Source organism: Photobacterium sanguinicancri, from assembly GCF_024346675.1.
In the GTDB taxonomy this organism is placed as follows: domain Bacteria; phylum Pseudomonadota; class Gammaproteobacteria; order Enterobacterales; family Vibrionaceae; genus Photobacterium; species Photobacterium sanguinicancri.
In genome coordinates this window covers 2,630,748-2,647,706 of sequence record NZ_AP024850.1, presented here as the reverse complement: position 1 = coordinate 2,647,706, position 16,959 = coordinate 2,630,748, and the positions used below count along the sequence as shown (strand labels likewise).

The window sequence follows — 16,959 nt, the reverse complement described above, 5'->3', positions numbered from 1 at the left end:
CCAGCGTGACTGCAAGTTAAGCCATGGTGCATCGCGATACGGTTGAAACTGTTGTGATTGCTTTACTTAATGTCGACAGGCGAATACCAACTTAATGTAAAATGAGAACAACGATTTATCTCAATTGGTATATCCAGCACAGGTATGAGCACTCACATCCATTTTGCTTGGTTATTACGATAGCGCCTCTTCTTTTCAAAATGTGGGCTGAAAATATTGAAGAGCAGAAGAAAACCGAGCATCAAAAAACGACACACAGTGAACCTACGCTTTATTAACATTTAGTCAGTGTTTACGCGGGACGCAAGGTTATGAGGAAGGTAATACGTGCTAGAAATGAAACAGCCAGCATCAAGAATGCCGGCTGAAGGTATGCGTTTATTTAGCTTAATTCAAAGTAATGGCTTGAAAATTCAATGAATAAACGTAGTTTTTCAGGTTGGTAATCACGGTGGTTATACAGTAAAAAAACCTCCCGAGGATTTGCAGACCAGTTTTTCAATATTTGTACAAGCTCGCCAGATTCGATGTATTGCTCAAGCATCACATCAGGCATTAACGTGATGCCCAACCCAGCGCAACATGCTTTACGGACCACATTGAGTTGATTCGCTTCAAAACGGCCAGGGTCGTTTATTGTGATCGCTTCACCTTGATTGTCGATTAATCGCCAACGTAACAGCGGATTACCTTTCAACAAGGTGTGTTCGTGCAATTCTTGAGCGTGCTTAGGGGCTGGGTGTCCTTTTAAGTAAAGCGGGCTCGCGACTAAGATATCTTTTACAGAGCTAATTTTACGTGCAATAAGGGTTGAATCACGCTGAGGACCAACACGGAAGATCGCATCCCAATCCGTAGGATCGAGCTGTTCTGGCTCGCTGCTCATATGCAATTCAAGATTAATCGCTGGATGCTCTTTCATAAAAGCATTCAGCAACGGCTGTAACATCACTTTGGTGAGGTTGGACGGCGCCGCAATGCGAAGCTTACCTGCTGCCCCTTTGCATTCTTCACTGATGTGCTGAGTGGTTGTAACCAGCTGTGCCAAAAGAGGGCTGCAGTCATCATAAAAACGCTGACCAGCTTCAGTGAGCGATAGTTTACGCGCATGACGATTGAGTAAGCGGATACTCAAACATTCTTCAAGCGCCTGAATGCGACGGGTTAGTGTAGCCACCGGTACTTGGGTCTTTCGTGAAGCAGCCGTATAGCTACCTTGTTCTACTACTACGCGGAATAAATTCAAGTCGTCAAGTTTCATATAAACATCATTACTGAAAACTGATAATGGTGAATTGTATAACAAAATTGTGATGTAGTGTCTGTAAAACGAGATTGATTTGCTGTGAATCAAATTAGTTTGTCGAATTAGGTCATTTTGACGGTGTACTTTCTAACCTGGTGCTGTTTTTTTTGAACTAGATTCTATTATTGGACTTTGCTGTAACGGAATCGCTATCAATCCTGACGAAACACCAATTAGCACCTATGCTTTTTATTAGGTTGATAGACAATCTGGTACGCTTATGCACAGTGAACTTGATAGGCCAAAATTGGTATTAGACCGCAAGAATGGAGTTGAAACTCCTGCTCAATCATGGAGGACACAATCGTTGCTTGAAGGAAAAGACGTACTTGTCGTTGAGGATGATCCTATCTTCAGAAATATGATCGTTGGCTTTTTAAAGAGCCAAGGTAGTCAGGTGCGTGAAGCTGAAGATGGTCTTGAGGGGTTGCGTGCATTGCGAGAGGCAATCCCAGATATATTGCTGTGTGACTTATCTATGCCCGTAATGACTGGGATGGAATTTGTCGAAGAAATCGCCGCACAATACCCAATGCTACCTGTGATTGTTATTTCAGGTACGGGTGATATGGCGGATGTTGCGACGGCTTTACGCCATGGTGTGAAAGATTTTTTAATTAAGCCATTAGACAACATCATGGTATTAAAATCTGCAATGTTATCGGTACTCAAGTCTCAAGACTCATGTGTTGCTGAACAAGATTTTTCGAATACTTGGTTCAATATTGCTGATGATGGTGGTGCTATTGATGAAGAGCTTGAGTGGCACATTAAAGAGTTACAAGATAACCCTACCGCAGCCCGTGAATTGTTGATGGGGTTAATGCCTGAGACACAGTCCCGCCAAGGGGATTGGCAACTGAATTATTGTGTGTTGCAACCTGCAGAGGTTCAGCCAGTATTGCTTGATTATACTTGGCTGATGGATGGTCGATTGGCTTTTTATTTGGTTGACTCAGCAAGTGGTCAGAACAGCACGGCGACGACATTGCTTATTCGGGCTTTTTTTAATGATTACCTTCGGAGCCGCATGGCTGATGAAAGTGATTTGAATCATTTAGTTAAGCTCATCGAAAAAGGGATGCATCATTCAGGCTACGCGTCACCAATACGCGGTGTTTTTGGAATATTTGATGCATGTGATCGGAGTATTCAAGTATTGTCGACAGGGTTAGGGGCACAGTTGCAAACCAGTGATAATACACAGTCTGTATCTTCACAAGCATGGTTGGGTGATCATGCGAGTAAAAACAGCGTAAGTAAGATGTTTTTACCTGAATCGGGCGGCCGTTTGTCACTAAGTGAAATTGGTTCAGCGAGCTTTAGCGTCACCATTAAACGCTGTGATTTGTAATCTCTGTAAGCCATAGACTATACCCCAATAAAAAAGGTTGCTCATAGAGCAACCTTTTTAATTTTGAATCGTGTTATTCAGCGAAAGAATTAAGCTTTTGCTACCACTGATTCAACGGCTTCTTCATCTTCAATAACTCGGCCTTCAGCGCCGTGCATCCAGCGAATCAGCTGATTAGAGCAAAGCAGTAGCAGAACACCAGCGACTGTTGCTGCAATAGCAATACCGCTAAAGATAGCCATTGGGCCAGCTTCACCAACGTTAGCACCTATGATACCTGCGACATAGTTAGCAATCGCATTGAAACCAAACCATGCACCCATCATCAAAGAAGCAAGGCGAAGTGGTGCGAGCTTAGTGACCATAGATAAACCGATTGGTGATAAGCAAAGCTCTCCAAGAGTATGGAAGAAGTATGCGCCAACCAGCCAGAACATTGATGTCTTAACAGTAAGGTCACCACCTTGCTGCATAACAGCACCCATCATGCACACGAAGCCAAGTGCAAGGAAGAATAAACCCATAGCAAATTTTGCTGGAGAACTTGGCTCTTTTGGACCTAATTTCACCCAAATTGCGGCAATAACCGGTGCGAGAGTAATCACAAAAAATGGATTCAGTGATTGGAACCATGCCGCAGGTACTTCAAAGCTACCGATCATACGATCTGTGTATTGCTGTGAGAAGATATTCATCAGGCCGCCAGCTTGCTCAAAGCCAGCCCAGAAGATCACCACAAACATACCCATGATCATAATAACTTTCAGGCGATCACGTTCTTGGCGAGTTAACGGCTCTTGCTTGCCTGATTTATTCATGGCTGCTGCACGTTTTGCTGCAGGTTCTTTACCAATATTACCGAGTAGGCGCTCAGCAAAAATTAACTGGGTAATCAGGCTGATGATCATACCGATACCTGCAGTTAAGAAGCCCGCTTTCCAACCGTAAATCGCAGAAGCTGAACCTGCAATAAGACCAGCAAGTAGAGAACCAAGGTTAATACCCATGTAAAAGATAGTGAAAGCACCATCACGGCGGTTATCGCCATCGGTGTACAGATCACCGACCATGGTTGAAATGTTTGGTTTAAATAAACCATTACCAATAATCAGTAATGCTAAACCAAGATAAAATGCATTGATTGAGTACGGGTCAATCATGCTATGTGGTAGGGCTAGAGTAAATTGCCCTAGCGCCATTAAAATACCACCAATAATGATAGAGCGACGTTGACCCAAGAAGTTATCGGCAATCCATCCACCAATAAGGGGAGTGATATAAACGAGACCGGTGTAGATACCGTATAACTCAAGTGCACTTTGGGTAGACCAACCTAAGCCACCATCCATGGTCTTATCAGTGAGGTACAAGACTAAAATTGCTCGCATCGCATAATAAGAGAAACGTTCCCACAGCTCAGTACTGAACAGCAAGAACAAGCCTTTTGGGTGCCCTAAAAGGGTACCGCTACTTCGATTGCTCATAATTATTCTCTTTATAAGGTTTGTTATGTGTTTGCTTATTTGCCTCTTTTTATAAAGGACAAAATAATCATCTGCAAGTTTTCACATTTGCAAAACAAATCGTTAAAATTATAAGGTGTTGAAATGTAAGGGTTTGATTGTTTACTGTGCAGATTTGAAATCTAATCTTTCTATATCACATTTAGGTGTATATGCTTGATTTGTTGCTTTTGGTGGTGCTATCTTTCGTTTTTTTGTTTTTGTTTGGCTTAATATCTTGTCTATATGATATATTCAGGTTTGTTACAAATGTTTCTAGATGTTTCAATGTAAAAATAACTTATTGATGTAGAAGCAATTGTGCAAAAAAGCGTGAAACTGATAACCTTAGTAAGTAATCAGAACGATAGATGGGTATGTAATGAAAGAATGGTTTCTTCTTTATTGTAAACGCAGCGAACAAGAGCGTGCGGTTCTTAACCTCGATCGCCAAGGTGTAGAATGCTATTACCCTCAAGTACTTATCAATAAAGTCGTAAGAGGAAAGCGTATCGAAGCAGAAGAGCCACTCTTCCCGAGTTATATGTTTGTATATTTTGATCCTGAAGAGATCAGCTACACCACAATACGTTCAACACGTGGTGTTGCAGATTTTATTAGGCAGGGAAGAATGCCTCAGCCGATCAGGCCCGAATTACTGTATGGCTTAATGCTTAATGAGAATACGCCAGAGCAACAATCCAAGTTGTCTATGTTGCCACAACCGGGTGATAAGTTAGTACTTGAAAAAGGCCAGTTCAAAGGCATTGAAGCGATGTACCATGAACCAGATGGTGAAAAACGATCTTTCATGCTGATTAACTTGCTTGGTAAAGAAGTGAAAGTTAGCGTGGATAATAATGAGATTATTAAAAAATAGTCTGTAACCTCGTTTATTCGATCAACCTATCGAATAAAAAATTCAACGTATTAGGTGCTTACTCAGCTATAGCCAATTTGTTATAGTAGTACCAGTTTATTTATATTCATGGAATTGAACATGACACAACCTTCCCCTGTCCGTAAGGCCGTGATCCCTGTTGCTGGTCTTGGTACTCGCATGCTACCTGCGACGAAAGCCATTCCCAAAGAAATGCTACCGATCGTTGATAAACCGCTTATACAGTATGTGGTGAATGAGTGTGTGGCTGCGGGCATCAAAGAGATTATTTTGGTGACGCATTCATCAAAAAACTCAATTGAAAACCACTTTGATACTTCATTTGAATTAGAAGCGACGCTTGAAAAGCGTGTTAAGCGCCAGTTGCTTGAAGAAGTACAAAAGATTTGTCCTAAAGACGTTACGATTATGCATGTTCGTCAAGGCCAAGCGAAAGGTCTAGGTCACGCGGTATTGTGCGCGCACCCATTGATTGGTGATGCCCCATTTGCAGTGGTATTGCCCGATGTTATTTTGGATGATGTGGCAAGTGATTTACGCAGTGAAAACATGGCAGCCATGGTCGCGGAGTTTAATGCGACCGGTATTAGCCAAGTTTTGGTTGAGCCTGTGCCAATGAGTGAAGTGTCTAATTACGGTGTGGCTGATGTCAATGGTACAGACCTTAAAGCGGGCGAAACGGCTGCGATGACCAAAGTGGTTGAAAAGCCAAGTGTCGAGGCCGCGCCGTCAAATTTAGCGATTGTTGGCCGTTATGTTTTACCTGCTGAAATTTGGGGTTTACTTGAAAAAACGCCAGTAGGCGCAGGTGACGAAATCCAGCTGACTGATGCGATTGATATGCTAATGGAAAAGCAGCAAGTGAATGCTTTTCATATGTCAGGTGTTAGCCATGACTGTGGTAGTAAGCTAGGTTACATGCAGGCATTTGTCGAATATGGCATGCGTCATGATGTGCTGGGTGATGATTTCACTGCTTATATTAAAGAGTTAGCGAAAACGCTATAGCTTTATATTGGTATCCAGTTAATAAAAAAGCAGCTTATTCAAGCTGCTTTTTTGTTTTCGAGGAGTCCCCAAAACTAACTGTGGAATTGTTCACATGCTAATAGGGTGTTTTCTATAAGTGTTGCCACTGTCATTGGGCCAACACCGCCAGGAACGGGTGTAATGTGTTTTGCTTTTGTTTTCGCGACATCAAATTCAACATCACCGACAAGCTTCCCTGTACTTAAACGGTTGATACCCACATCGATCACGGTCGCACCTTCTTTAATCCAATCGCCTGGAATGAAATTTGGTTTACCGACAGCCACCACCACGATGTCTGCTTGACGAACATGGCCTTCTAAATCTTGAGTGAAGCGGTGACATGTTGTTGTCGTTGCACCTGCCAGTAATAATTCCATGGTCATCGGACGTCCAACAATATTTGATGCACCAACAACAACAGCGTGCTTGCCGCGTGTTGGGATGTTGTAACGTTCCAGTAGGGTAATAATGCCTTTTGGCGTACATGAGCGTAGCTTAGGCATACGTTGGCACAAACGACCGACATTGTAGGGGTGGAAACCATCCACATCTTTCTCTGGTGCAATACTCTCGAGAATCACAGTGCTATCCATGCCCGCGGGCAGGGGGAGCTGAACCAAAATACCATCGATTTCTTTATCGGCATTCAACTCTGCAATTAAAGCGAGCAGCTCTGTTTCGTTGGTTGTTGTTGGTAAGTCAAAAGATTTAGAGATAAACCCCACTTCTTCACAGGCTTTACGCTTACTACCCACGTAAACCTGAGAAGCTGGATCTTGGCCAACCAGAACAACAGCAAGCCCTGGCGCGCGAAGGCCAGCATCAACACGTGCTTTTACGCGTGCTGCGACTTCTTGACGAACTGTTTGTGAAATGATTTTGCCATCAATAATTTGAGCGCTCATGGTTTTCCTTATGACTTATTGCTAGCGAACAAAGCCGTAGCATATCAACGATAAAATAATAATGATTAATGCGCATTGACTGTAATTTTCATCAATCATTATTGATGAGATATTGTCGCAGATACTGTGAGCAAGATCTATAACGCAAACGTTTGCATTATGTTGGGACAAGAAACTAGTATTTTTAGATTGGCACTTGCAGATGTGAGTGGATGTTCAGTTGAGCGAAAAAACGTCAATGGCTTGCTGGGGGATTCACCATAATTAGCCGCTATAGCGTTAGATTGGTTTAAGTTTAACCGTTTGAAGTGTAGGACATTAAAAAAAGGGAAAAACCGTTGACCTTAGAGAGTAGCAACGTATAATTCTGACCCATAACGCAGCATGCGTTGTAGTGCGCCCTTAGCTCAGCTGGATAGAGCACGTCCCTTCTAAGGATGTGGTCGCAGGTTCGAATCCTGCAGGGCGTACCATTATTTCGAGAAGCCGTATTTAGTGAAAACTAAATACGGCTTTTTTCGTTTAGGCGAATAGCTTCCCTTTCTGTCTTGTTTTATTACATCATTTACCCGAACTTCCTGTTCATACTTCAAACAATCATTTGTTACCAATTGCTTGCCTGTGCACAAAATCGGCATCTAAACCGTTTTTTTTTCATATTTCCCTTGAAAATCGATTTTTAGCCCCTATTTTGTTGAGAAGTCATGGTTTGTGGGCTGTAGTCTCGACCTGAGAGTATCAGACCGTTATAATGCCGCGTTTTAATTTCTATCCTAGAGACTGCTTTTGTCAGCAGCGTTAGAAATTATCAGAATTAAGGCGTTGTGGTAGGTTTATCTAAATCGCCATAACACGAAAGGATGCCACCGTCAGATTGAACTGATCGGCAACATCACTCAGTGATCTGAGTAAGTTTTGAGGTTAAATAAAATGCAAGTTACCGTTGAAACCACTGAAGGCCTAGAGCGCCATCTAACTATCACAGTTCCTGCTGCAAACATCGAAGATGCAGTAAAAGTTGAACTGCAAAAAATCGCTAAAAATCGTCGTTTCGATGGTTTCCGTCCAGGTAAAGCGCCAATCAAAATGGTTGCTCGCATGTTTGGTGCATCTGTTCGTCAAGAAGTAATGGGCGAAGTAATGCAACGTCACTTCATCGAAGCGATCGTTAAAGAAAAAATCAACCCAGCTGGCGCGCCTACTTTTACTCCAGTTGAGTTCGCTGAAGGTAAAGACCTAGTATTCAAAGCGTCTTTCGAAATCTTCCCAGAAATCGAACTTCAAGGCCTAGACAAAATTGCAGTTGAAAAACCAGCAGTAGAAGTTAAAGCTGAAGACGTTGATACAATGATCGAAACACTACGTAAGCAACAAGCTACGTGGTCTGAAGCTGACGTTGCTGCTGTTGCTGACAGCCGTGTAACTATCGACTTCAACGGTTCTATCGACGGCGAAGAATTCGACGGCGGTAAAGCTGAAGGTTTCGCACTTGCTATGGGCCAAGGTCGTATGATCCCTGGTTTTGAAGATGGCATCGTTGGTAAGAAAGCGGGCGAAGAGTTCACTGTAGAAGTCGCTTTCCCTGAAGATTACCATGCTGAAAACCTAAAAGGTAAAGCAGCATCTTTCGCTATCAAACTACACAAAGTAGAAGCGCAAGAACTACCTGAGCTTACTGAAGAGTTCGTTGCTAAGTTCGGTGTGAACGACGGTTCTGTAGACGGCCTAAAAGCTGAAGTTCGTAAGAACATGGAACGTGAAATGAAGCAAGCTGTTAAAGGTCGCATTAAAGACCAAGTACTTAACGGCCTAATCGAGCAAAACGACATCGCTGTTCCAGCTGCGCTTATCGACCAAGAAATCAATGTTCTTCGTCAACAAGCGGCACAACGTTTTGGCGGCGACGCTAAAAACATGCCTGAGCTACCACGTGAATTGTTCGAAGAACAAGCTAAGCGTCGCGTAGTTGTTGGTCTTCTTCTTGGTGCTGTAATCAAGTCTGAAGAGCTAAAAGCGGATGACGAGCGTGTTAAAGCGTTAATCAACGAAATGGCTTCAGCTTACGAAGATCCAACAGAAGTTGTTGCTTACTACGAGCAAAACGAGCAAATGATGAACAATATGCGTAACGTTGCTCTAGAAGAGCAAGCAATCGATGCGCTAATTGCTAAAGCACAGGTTACAGAAACAGAAGTTGGTTTTAACGAGCTAATGAACCAACCTGCTGCTTAATTTACTGAAATTACTGTAGAGATTTGACTTTGCTTCGAATCTTCTGCTAACAATGGTCCGTGTGAGTCATTTCATTCGGGCCATTTATTTTAGGGAAATAACGTTATGAGCTACCAAGAAAAAAACGCCATGTCGCCAATTATGGATGCGCTGGTTCCTATGGTGGTCGAGCAGACTTCTCGTGGTGAACGTTCCTACGACATTTATTCCCGACTATTAAAAGAGCGTGTGATTTTCTTAACCGGTCAGGTTGAAGATCATATGGCAAACTTAGTAGTTGCACAGTTGCTATTTCTTGAGTCTGAAAACCCAGACAAAGACATCTTCCTATACATTAACTCGCCAGGCGGTAGCGTGACTGCTGGTATGTCGATTTACGACACCATGCAGTTTATTAAACCAAATGTAAGCACAGTATGTATGGGCCAAGCATGTTCAATGGGCGCATTCTTACTTGCTGGTGGCGCGAAAGGTAAGCGTTTTGTATTACCTAACTCTCGCGTAATGATTCACCAGCCATTGGGTGGATTCCAAGGGCAGGCTTCTGATATTCAGATCCATGCTCAAGAAATTCTGACCATCAAGCAAAAACTGAATAACTTGTTAGCAGAGCATACTGGCCAACCGCTTGAAGTGGTTGAGCGCGATACTGATCGTGATAATTTTATGTCTGCAGATCAAGCTGTTGAATACGGCTTAGTTGATGCTGTTTTGAATAAACGTGACTAAATTTGGTGGTTTTCTTCGAGCTCGCTAACAGTTGGCACGGAGCAAAATAACCAGAGTTGTTATACACTCAAAACAAGGCAATGATGGGGTTAAACCCGAAAAGAGGTTAGCGGATGACAGATAAGCGAAAAGAGAATGGTAGTGGGAAACTGCTTTATTGCTCTTTCTGCGGCAAAAGCCAACATGAAGTTCGTAAGCTGATTGCTGGCCCTTCTGTTTATATTTGCGATGAGTGTGTCGATCTTTGTAACGACATTATTCGCGAAGAAATCAAAGAAGTGATGCCAAAGCGTGATGGCAATGAGCTTCCAACACCGCAAGAAATTCGCACCAATCTTGACGATTATGTAATCGGTCAAAACCATGCGAAAAAAGTGCTGGCTGTTGCTGTATACAACCATTACAAACGTTTACGTAATGGCGATACAACAAGCGAAGGCGTAGAGCTTGGTAAGAGTAATATCTTGCTAATCGGTCCTACGGGTAGTGGTAAAACATTACTGGCTGAGACTCTTGCGCGTATGCTGGATGTTCCTTTTACAATGGCTGATGCAACAACGCTGACTGAAGCGGGTTACGTTGGTGAAGATGTAGAAAACATCATCCAGAAGCTACTGCAAAAATGTGATTACGACGTCGCTAAAGCGGAGCGTGGTATTGTTTACATCGATGAAATCGATAAGATTTCTCGTAAGTCAGACAATCCATCGATCACACGTGATGTATCGGGTGAAGGTGTTCAGCAAGCATTGTTGAAACTGATCGAAGGTACTGTTGCGTCAGTTCCACCACAAGGTGGTCGTAAGCACCCACAGCAGGAATTCCTGCAAGTGGATACATCGAAAATATTATTCATTTGTGGCGGTGCGTTTGCTGGGCTTGATAAAGTCGTAGAGCAGCGTGTTGCAACAGGTACGGGTATTGGCTTTGGTGCGGATGTTCGCTCTAAAGAAGACTCACGTACATTGAGTGATTTATTCCAAAAGGTTGAGCCAGAAGATCTGGTTAAATACGGTTTGATCCCTGAATTTATTGGTCGTCTACCTGTAGCTGCTATTCTTAGCGAGCTAGATGAAGATGCACTAGTACAGATCTTACGTGAACCTAAAAACGCACTAACAAAGCAGTATGCAGCACTGCTTGAGCTTGAAAATGTTGAGCTTGAGTTCCGTGATGATGCGCTTGTTGCTATTGCTCGCAAAGCAATGGAGCGTAAAACAGGTGCACGTGGTCTACGTTCAATCGTAGAAGCTGTATTGCTTGATACTATGTACGAACTTCCTTCAGCGGAAGGCGTCAGTAAAGTTGTTATTGATGAATCAGTAATTAAAGGTGAGTCTGAGCCTTTACTGATTTACGAAAATAATGAAAATCAAGCTGCTGGTGCTGAGTAATTGCTTAATTACCGCCCAGAATGACTAAAAAAAGGAGGCTAAGGCCTCCTTTTTTATTTTCTCTTGTTTCTGCCGTTGAATCTTGAGGCTTTACCCCCATATACTCAGATATACAACTGAACGGAAGTGAGAAAAATATGAACTTGGAGCGTTCTGAACGCCTTGATATACCCGTTCTGCCATTACGCGATGTAGTGGTTTACCCTCATATGGTTATTCCATTGTTTGTGGGCCGGGAAAAATCTATTCGTTGCCTTGAATCGGCTATGGATAACAACAAACAAATTCTGTTGGTGGCTCAGAAAGAAGCGGCCACGGATGAGCCTTCTATCGAGGACATGTATGATGTTGGTACTGTCGCTACGATTCTCCAATTGCTGAAACTACCAGACGGCACGGTTAAAGTACTTGTCGAAGGTCAGCAGCGTGCAAAAGTTGAAAACCTCTCTGACGATGATTTCTTTACAGCGCAAGCTGAGTTTCTGGTTACGCCAGAAATGGACGAGCGTGAACAGGAAGTACTTGTACGTACTGCGATCAGTCAGTTTGAAGGCTTTATCAAGCTGAATAAAAAGATCCCACCTGAAGTACTGACATCGCTTAATGGCATCGATGAGGCTGCACGCCTTGCCGATACGATTGCCGCGCATATGCCGCTTAAATTAGCCGATAAGCAAAAAGTACTAGAGATCATTGATATCGTAGAACGCCTTGAGTTCTTGATGGCAATGATGGAATCTGAAATCGATTTGCTTCAAGTTGAAAAACGCATTCGCGGTCGCGTGAAGAAGCAGATGGAAAAAAGCCAGCGTGAGTATTACCTCAACGAGCAAATGAAAGCGATCCAAAAAGAATTGGGTGAGCTTGATGATGCGCCAGATGAGTTCGAATCTTTGAAGCTTAAAATCGAAGAATCGAAAATGCCTGCTGAAGCAAAAGAAAAAACAGAGCAAGAGCTTCAAAAGCTTAAAATGATGTCGCCAATGTCAGCCGAAGCAACGGTTGTTCGTGGCTACATTGATTGGATGCTGAGTGTACCATGGTACAAGCGTTCAAAAGTGAAGAAGAACTTGGCTAAAGCCGAAGAAGTCCTTAACGCTGACCACTACGGTCTAGAGCGTGTTAAAGAACGTATTCTTGAATACCTCGCAGTACAAAGCCGTATCAACAAGCTAAAAGGCCCAATCCTATGTTTGGTTGGTCCTCCTGGTGTCGGTAAAACGTCGCTGGGTCAGTCGATTGCAGCAGCTACGGGTCGTAAGTACACCCGTATGGCGCTAGGTGGCGTACGCGATGAAGCGGAAATCCGTGGACACCGTCGTACCTATATTGGCTCAATGCCGGGCAAGCTAATTCAGAAAATGGCAAAAGTGGAAGTGAAAAACCCACTATTCCTACTGGATGAAATCGACAAGATGTCTTCTGATATGCGTGGTGACCCATCATCTGCATTACTAGAAGTGCTAGACCCAGAGCAAAACAGCGCGTTTAACGATCATTACCTAGAAGTAGACTACGACTTGTCAGACGTTATGTTTGTAGCAACGTCTAACTCTATGAATATTCCAGGGCCGCTACTTGACCGTATGGAAGTGATTCGTCTGTCGGGTTATACCGAAGATGAGAAGCTTAATATTGCTAAGCGTCACCTGTTAGATAAGCAAATTCAGCGCAATGGTTTGAAGCCTGCTGAGATTAACGTCGACGACTCTGCACTAACGGGTATTATTCGTTACTACACGCGTGAAGCAGGTGTACGTAGCCTTGAGCGTGAAATTTCTAAATTGTGCCGTAAAGCAGTAAAAGAAATCTTATTGAACAAAGACATTAAGCAAGTGTCTATTTCCATGGAAAATCTGAAAGATTATCTTGGTGTTCAACGCTTTGATTACGGTAAAGCAGACGAAAGCAATAGCATTGGACAAGTGACAGGCCTTGCGTGGACAGAAGTAGGTGGCGATCTATTAACGATTGAAACTGAATCTATGCCAGGTAAAGGTAAGTTAACTTACACTGGTTCACTTGGCGATGTGATGCAAGAGTCGATTCAAGCAGCAATGACGGTTGTACGTAGCCGTGCTGAACATCTTGGTGTAAACCCTGATTTTTACGAGAAACGTGATATTCACGTTCACGTGCCTGAAGGTGCAACACCGAAAGATGGTCCAAGTGCCGGTATCGCAATGTGCACAGCGTTGGTCTCTAGCTTAACGGGTAACCCAGTACGTGCAGATGTTGCAATGACGGGCGAAATTACGCTACGTGGTGAAGTATTACCGATTGGTGGCTTGAAAGAGAAATTGCTTGCCGCGCACCGTGGCGGCATTAAGACAGTACTGATTCCGAAAGAGAATGAGCGTGATTTGGAAGAGATTCCAGACAACGTAATTGCTGATCTTAAAGTCTGCCCAGTCCAGTGGATTGATGAAGTGCTTACAATTGCACTGCAAAACAACCCATCAGGTATTGAGCTGGTTGAAACTCAAAAGAGTGACATGCAGCAAAGTTAAGTGAAGAAAAAACGCTATCAAGCACGAAAAGGCTTGTCAGCGTTTTTTCCTCTAGCTATAAGATAGGTCTAATTTTGCTGTAAGCCTAACAAAATCAAGGCTTACACACTTCATCGGTTGATAGTACTGGTATAATTAGGTCTAAGTTAATTTGATTGTCCGTGCCATTGTGGATATTACGGACAATGTTCATAGAGGGGATGAAATCGTGAACAAAACTCAGTTAGTAGATAAGATTGCCGAAGGCGCAGATATTTCTAAAGCATCAGCAGGTCGTGCACTTGATGCATTTATCGATGCTGTTTCTGACACCCTAAAAGATGGTGATCAAGTTGCTCTTGTCGGTTTCGGTACCTTCTCTGTACGTGAGCGTGCAGCGCGTACGGGTCGTAACCCACAAACTGGTGCTGAGATCCAAATCGCAGCAGCTAAAGTTCCAGGTTTTAAACCAGGTAAAGCTTTAAAAGATTCTGTAAACTAAGAGGGCTTTGCCCTTAGGTTATTTGCATTACGCATTGACTAAGTCTAACTTGGTGAAATAACCGACAGAAAGGGCGCATCATCAAGATGCGCTTTTTTACATTTTATACCGGTGTCTTTGTTAGCTTTAATTTCATCCATGAAGCAGCTAACACAACCCTGCCAGCTCGAACAATTAGGAGATACGGCAAGTTATGATGGAGCGATTGCGCGAAGGCGCTAGCAGCATTTGGGTTAAGATTATTCTTAGCCTTATCATTTTCTCTTTTGTCTTCGCAGGTGTAGGTAGCTACCTTGCAGGCGGCAGTGAACAAGCAGCTGCAAAAGTAGGTGATCAAGAAATTGGTCAACGTCAATTTGAACAAGCCTACCAAAACGAACGTAACCGCATGCAGTCACAACTGGGTGATTACTTTGCAACGCTATTAGGCGATCCAGAGTATGTAAAACAGTTCCGTCGTAGTGTGCTTGATCGTATGGTTAACGATGTTCTGATCGAACAACGCGCTCATGCGCTAGGCTTACGCATTAGTGATGAGCAAGTTCGTCAAACGATTGTGACTATGCCTGAATTCCAACGTGACGGTAAGTTTGATAACGATACATACAACATGTTGTTGCGTCGTTCTAACTTCACCCCAGATCAATTTGCTGAATACATGCGTGGCGACATGCTTCGTCAACAGTTCCTTGCTGCTATTCAGGGCAGTGACTTCGCATTAAGCAATGAGCTAGTAGCACTGCGTAAGTTAGAAATTCAGCAGCGTGAAGTACGCACGCTAACGCTTTCTTTAGATGAATTTACGCAGAAAGCGGAAATTACTGACGAAGAAATCCAAGCATATTACGATCAAAATCCTCAGCAGTTTACACGCCCAGAGCAAGTTAAAGTGGCTTACATCGAGCTTTCAGGTAAAGGCCTGAAAGACACTATCGCTATTTCTGATGGCGAAGTAGAAGCCTACTATGACGATCATCACGCGAAATACAGCAGTGCAGAGCAGCGCCAAGTTAGCCATATCCTTATTCAAGGTGACAGCGACGAAGCGAAAGCAAAAGCAGAAGCGGTATTAGTGAAGCTAAATGAAGGTGCAGATTTTGGTGCACTCGCTGCAACAGATTCTGATGATACATTCAGTGCGAAAGATGGCGGTAAGCTTGACTGGATGGAAGCTGGCGTGATGGACCCTGAATTCGATAAGGCTGCTTTTGCATTAGCAAATGCTGGTGATATCTCAGGTGTTGTTCAATCTGCGTTTGGTTTCCACATCATTAAACTTGATGCGGTTAAAGCGTCAGTAGTTAAACCTTTAGCTGACGTTAAAGACAGCATCCTTGCTGACCTTCGCGATCAAAAAGCGGCTGAAGTGTTCTACGAAATGCAAGAAACACTAGCGAAAACGGCGTATGAAATGCCAGATTCACTAGAAGATGCAGCAGCTGCTGTGAGTGCTGATGTACACACAACAGACTTTATTTCAGAAGCGGATGCACCTGAAATATTGAAGAATCCAGCTGTTTTCCGTGCGCTATTAAGCCCTGAAGTGCTTGAGGATGGCCTTAACTCAGATGTGATTGAACTTGCACCTGAGCATGTCATTGTTGTTCGTGTTGAAGAATCTCGCCCTGAGTCGGTATTACCGTTCGATGAAGTTGCATCATCTGTTAAAGGCAGATTAGCGGCACAAAAAGGTGAGCAACAAGCACAGCAAAAAGCTGACGAAGTAATTGCAGCGTTGCGTGAAGGTAATTCTGATATTCTAGCAACTGAAAGCTTGAGCTTTGGTGAAGCTCAAACTATCGCTCGTAATGGCGGTGAGCCAACTATCGCGCGAGTTGTATTTACATTAGCAAAACCTGTTGACGGTAAAGCTGTGTACGGTATGACGCGTGATGCATCTGGCAATGTTGTTATTGTTGCGCTTGATAAGGTTGTAGAAAATGACGTTGAAGCTATTGCGACTGATAGCCAAATGGCACAACAACTTGAGCAAATGCACGCTCAGCAAGATGTAATGGCAACACTTCAAGTGTTACGCGATACCTCTGAAGTTGCTTACCCAGCTTTGGATACAGCTACAAACTAATTGCAATTTATTGATTGCTTAGCGGGCCGCCATTGTGCGGCCCGTTGTTTTTTCAGCAAAATAATGAGGGTATTACTTTCGCTATCGTGAATTCCCACTACTATATGATACTCAATTAATATGGAGTGAATGAAGAATGAAACGATTGCTGATAAGTATATTTCTCTGCGGTGCTGCTTTAGTTGCATCACCAGCAAGCGCTAACGATAGTCATGATGGCATCGAAATTACCATCAACATAAATGATGCAAATGCTGAAGAGTTGGATAAGTTATTGATTGGTATCGGCCCTGAAAAAGCCGAGAGTATAATCCTTTACCGAAATGAGCATGGTGAGTTTCAAACGGCAGATGAACTGGCAGGCGTGAAAGGTATTGGTTTAGCGACTGTTGAGAAAAATCGTGAGCGAATAAAACTGTAGTTGCTAGCGATGCTTTACATAAAGCGGCTACAAGCCGAGAGATAAAGTGATATACGACCAGGAGAACCAGTAGTACTCCTAGTTATTATATTTGCCATCGCCCCCT

13 protein-coding genes and 1 tRNA gene are annotated in these 16,959 nt (G+C 43.2%); 11 read left to right on the top strand and 3 right to left on the bottom strand.

Features of this window, described 5'->3' with window-relative positions:
• Nucleotides 1–382: 382 nt before the first annotated feature.
• Complete coding sequence (locus OCU87_RS12290; protein ID WP_062690950.1) at nucleotides 383–1,261, bottom strand: LysR family transcriptional regulator; 879 nt, start codon at nucleotides 1,259–1,261, stop codon at nucleotides 383–385.
• A gap of 352 nt (nucleotides 1,262–1,613) precedes the next feature.
• Here OCU87_RS12290 and OCU87_RS12285 point away from each other — a divergent pair, with 352 nt between their 5' ends.
• Nucleotides 1,614–2,660, top strand: a complete 1,047-nt coding sequence (locus OCU87_RS12285; RefSeq protein ID WP_261857265.1) for a response regulator — start codon at nucleotides 1,614–1,616, stop codon at nucleotides 2,658–2,660.
• Between the two features lie 89 nt (nucleotides 2,661–2,749).
• Here the strand turns inward: OCU87_RS12285 and OCU87_RS12280 are convergent, their stop codons facing one another.
• Nucleotides 2,750–4,144: a peptide MFS transporter gene (locus OCU87_RS12280; protein ID WP_261857264.1), complete on the bottom strand. Its 1,395-nt coding sequence runs from the start codon at nucleotides 4,142–4,144 to the stop codon at nucleotides 2,750–2,752.
• A 400-nt stretch (nucleotides 4,145–4,544) separates the two neighbouring features.
• Between OCU87_RS12280 and rfaH the strand changes: the two genes are divergently transcribed.
• Both rfaH and galU read left to right on the top strand, forming a co-directional pair.
• Nucleotides 4,545–5,042, top strand: a complete 498-nt coding sequence (rfaH, locus tag OCU87_RS12275; protein ID WP_062690952.1) for a transcription/translation regulatory transformer protein RfaH — start codon at nucleotides 4,545–4,547, stop codon at nucleotides 5,040–5,042.
• A gap of 120 nt (nucleotides 5,043–5,162) precedes the next feature.
• Nucleotides 5,163–6,071 (top strand): UTP--glucose-1-phosphate uridylyltransferase GalU, encoded by a 909-nt coding sequence (gene galU / locus OCU87_RS12270; protein WP_062690953.1) that lies wholly within the window; start codon nucleotides 5,163–5,165, stop codon nucleotides 6,069–6,071.
• 74 nt (nucleotides 6,072–6,145) lie between these two features.
• Here the strand turns inward: galU and folD are convergent, their stop codons facing one another.
• Nucleotides 6,146–7,000, bottom strand: coding sequence for a bifunctional methylenetetrahydrofolate dehydrogenase/methenyltetrahydrofolate cyclohydrolase FolD (folD, locus tag OCU87_RS12265; RefSeq protein ID WP_261857263.1), 855 nt, complete (start codon nucleotides 6,998–7,000; stop codon nucleotides 6,146–6,148).
• Between the two features lie 396 nt (nucleotides 7,001–7,396).
• Between folD and OCU87_RS12260 the strand changes: the two genes are divergently transcribed.
• The 8 genes from OCU87_RS12260 to OCU87_RS12225 all read left to right on the top strand — a co-directional run bounded on the left by OCU87_RS12260 (nucleotide 7,397) and on the right by OCU87_RS12225 (nucleotide 16,853).
• A tRNA-Arg gene (locus OCU87_RS12260) sits at nucleotides 7,397–7,473 on the top strand.
• 457 nt (nucleotides 7,474–7,930) lie between these two features.
• Nucleotides 7,931–9,232 carry a trigger factor gene (gene tig / locus OCU87_RS12255; protein WP_062690954.1) on the top strand — a complete coding sequence of 434 codons (1,302 nt, stop codon included), beginning with the start codon at nucleotides 7,931–7,933 and terminating at the stop codon, nucleotides 9,230–9,232.
• A 105-nt stretch (nucleotides 9,233–9,337) separates the two neighbouring features.
• Nucleotides 9,338–9,961, top strand: coding sequence for an ATP-dependent Clp endopeptidase proteolytic subunit ClpP (clpP, locus tag OCU87_RS12250; protein ID WP_048899103.1), 624 nt, complete (start codon nucleotides 9,338–9,340; stop codon nucleotides 9,959–9,961).
• Nucleotides 9,962–10,074: 113 nt separating this feature from the next.
• Nucleotides 10,075–11,355: an ATP-dependent protease ATP-binding subunit ClpX gene (clpX, locus tag OCU87_RS12245; RefSeq protein ID WP_062690955.1), complete on the top strand. Its 1,281-nt coding sequence runs from the start codon at nucleotides 10,075–10,077 to the stop codon at nucleotides 11,353–11,355.
• 137 nt (nucleotides 11,356–11,492) lie between these two features.
• On the top strand, nucleotides 11,493–13,865 hold the full coding sequence (lon, locus tag OCU87_RS12240) for an endopeptidase La (protein ID WP_261857262.1): 2,373 nt from the start codon (nucleotides 11,493–11,495) through the stop codon (nucleotides 13,863–13,865).
• 208 nt (nucleotides 13,866–14,073) lie between these two features.
• Nucleotides 14,074–14,346 carry a nucleoid-associated protein HU-beta gene (hupB, locus tag OCU87_RS12235; RefSeq protein WP_048899106.1) on the top strand — a complete coding sequence of 91 codons (273 nt, stop codon included), beginning with the start codon at nucleotides 14,074–14,076 and terminating at the stop codon, nucleotides 14,344–14,346.
• A gap of 193 nt (nucleotides 14,347–14,539) precedes the next feature.
• A complete protein-coding gene (gene ppiD / locus OCU87_RS12230) occupies nucleotides 14,540–16,432 on the top strand; it encodes a peptidylprolyl isomerase (protein WP_261857261.1) in 1,893 nt (630 codons plus the stop codon).
• A gap of 136 nt (nucleotides 16,433–16,568) precedes the next feature.
• Complete coding sequence (locus OCU87_RS12225; RefSeq protein WP_094955912.1) at nucleotides 16,569–16,853, top strand: ComEA family DNA-binding protein; 285 nt, start codon at nucleotides 16,569–16,571, stop codon at nucleotides 16,851–16,853.
• The last annotated feature ends 106 nt before the right edge of the window (nucleotides 16,854–16,959 follow it).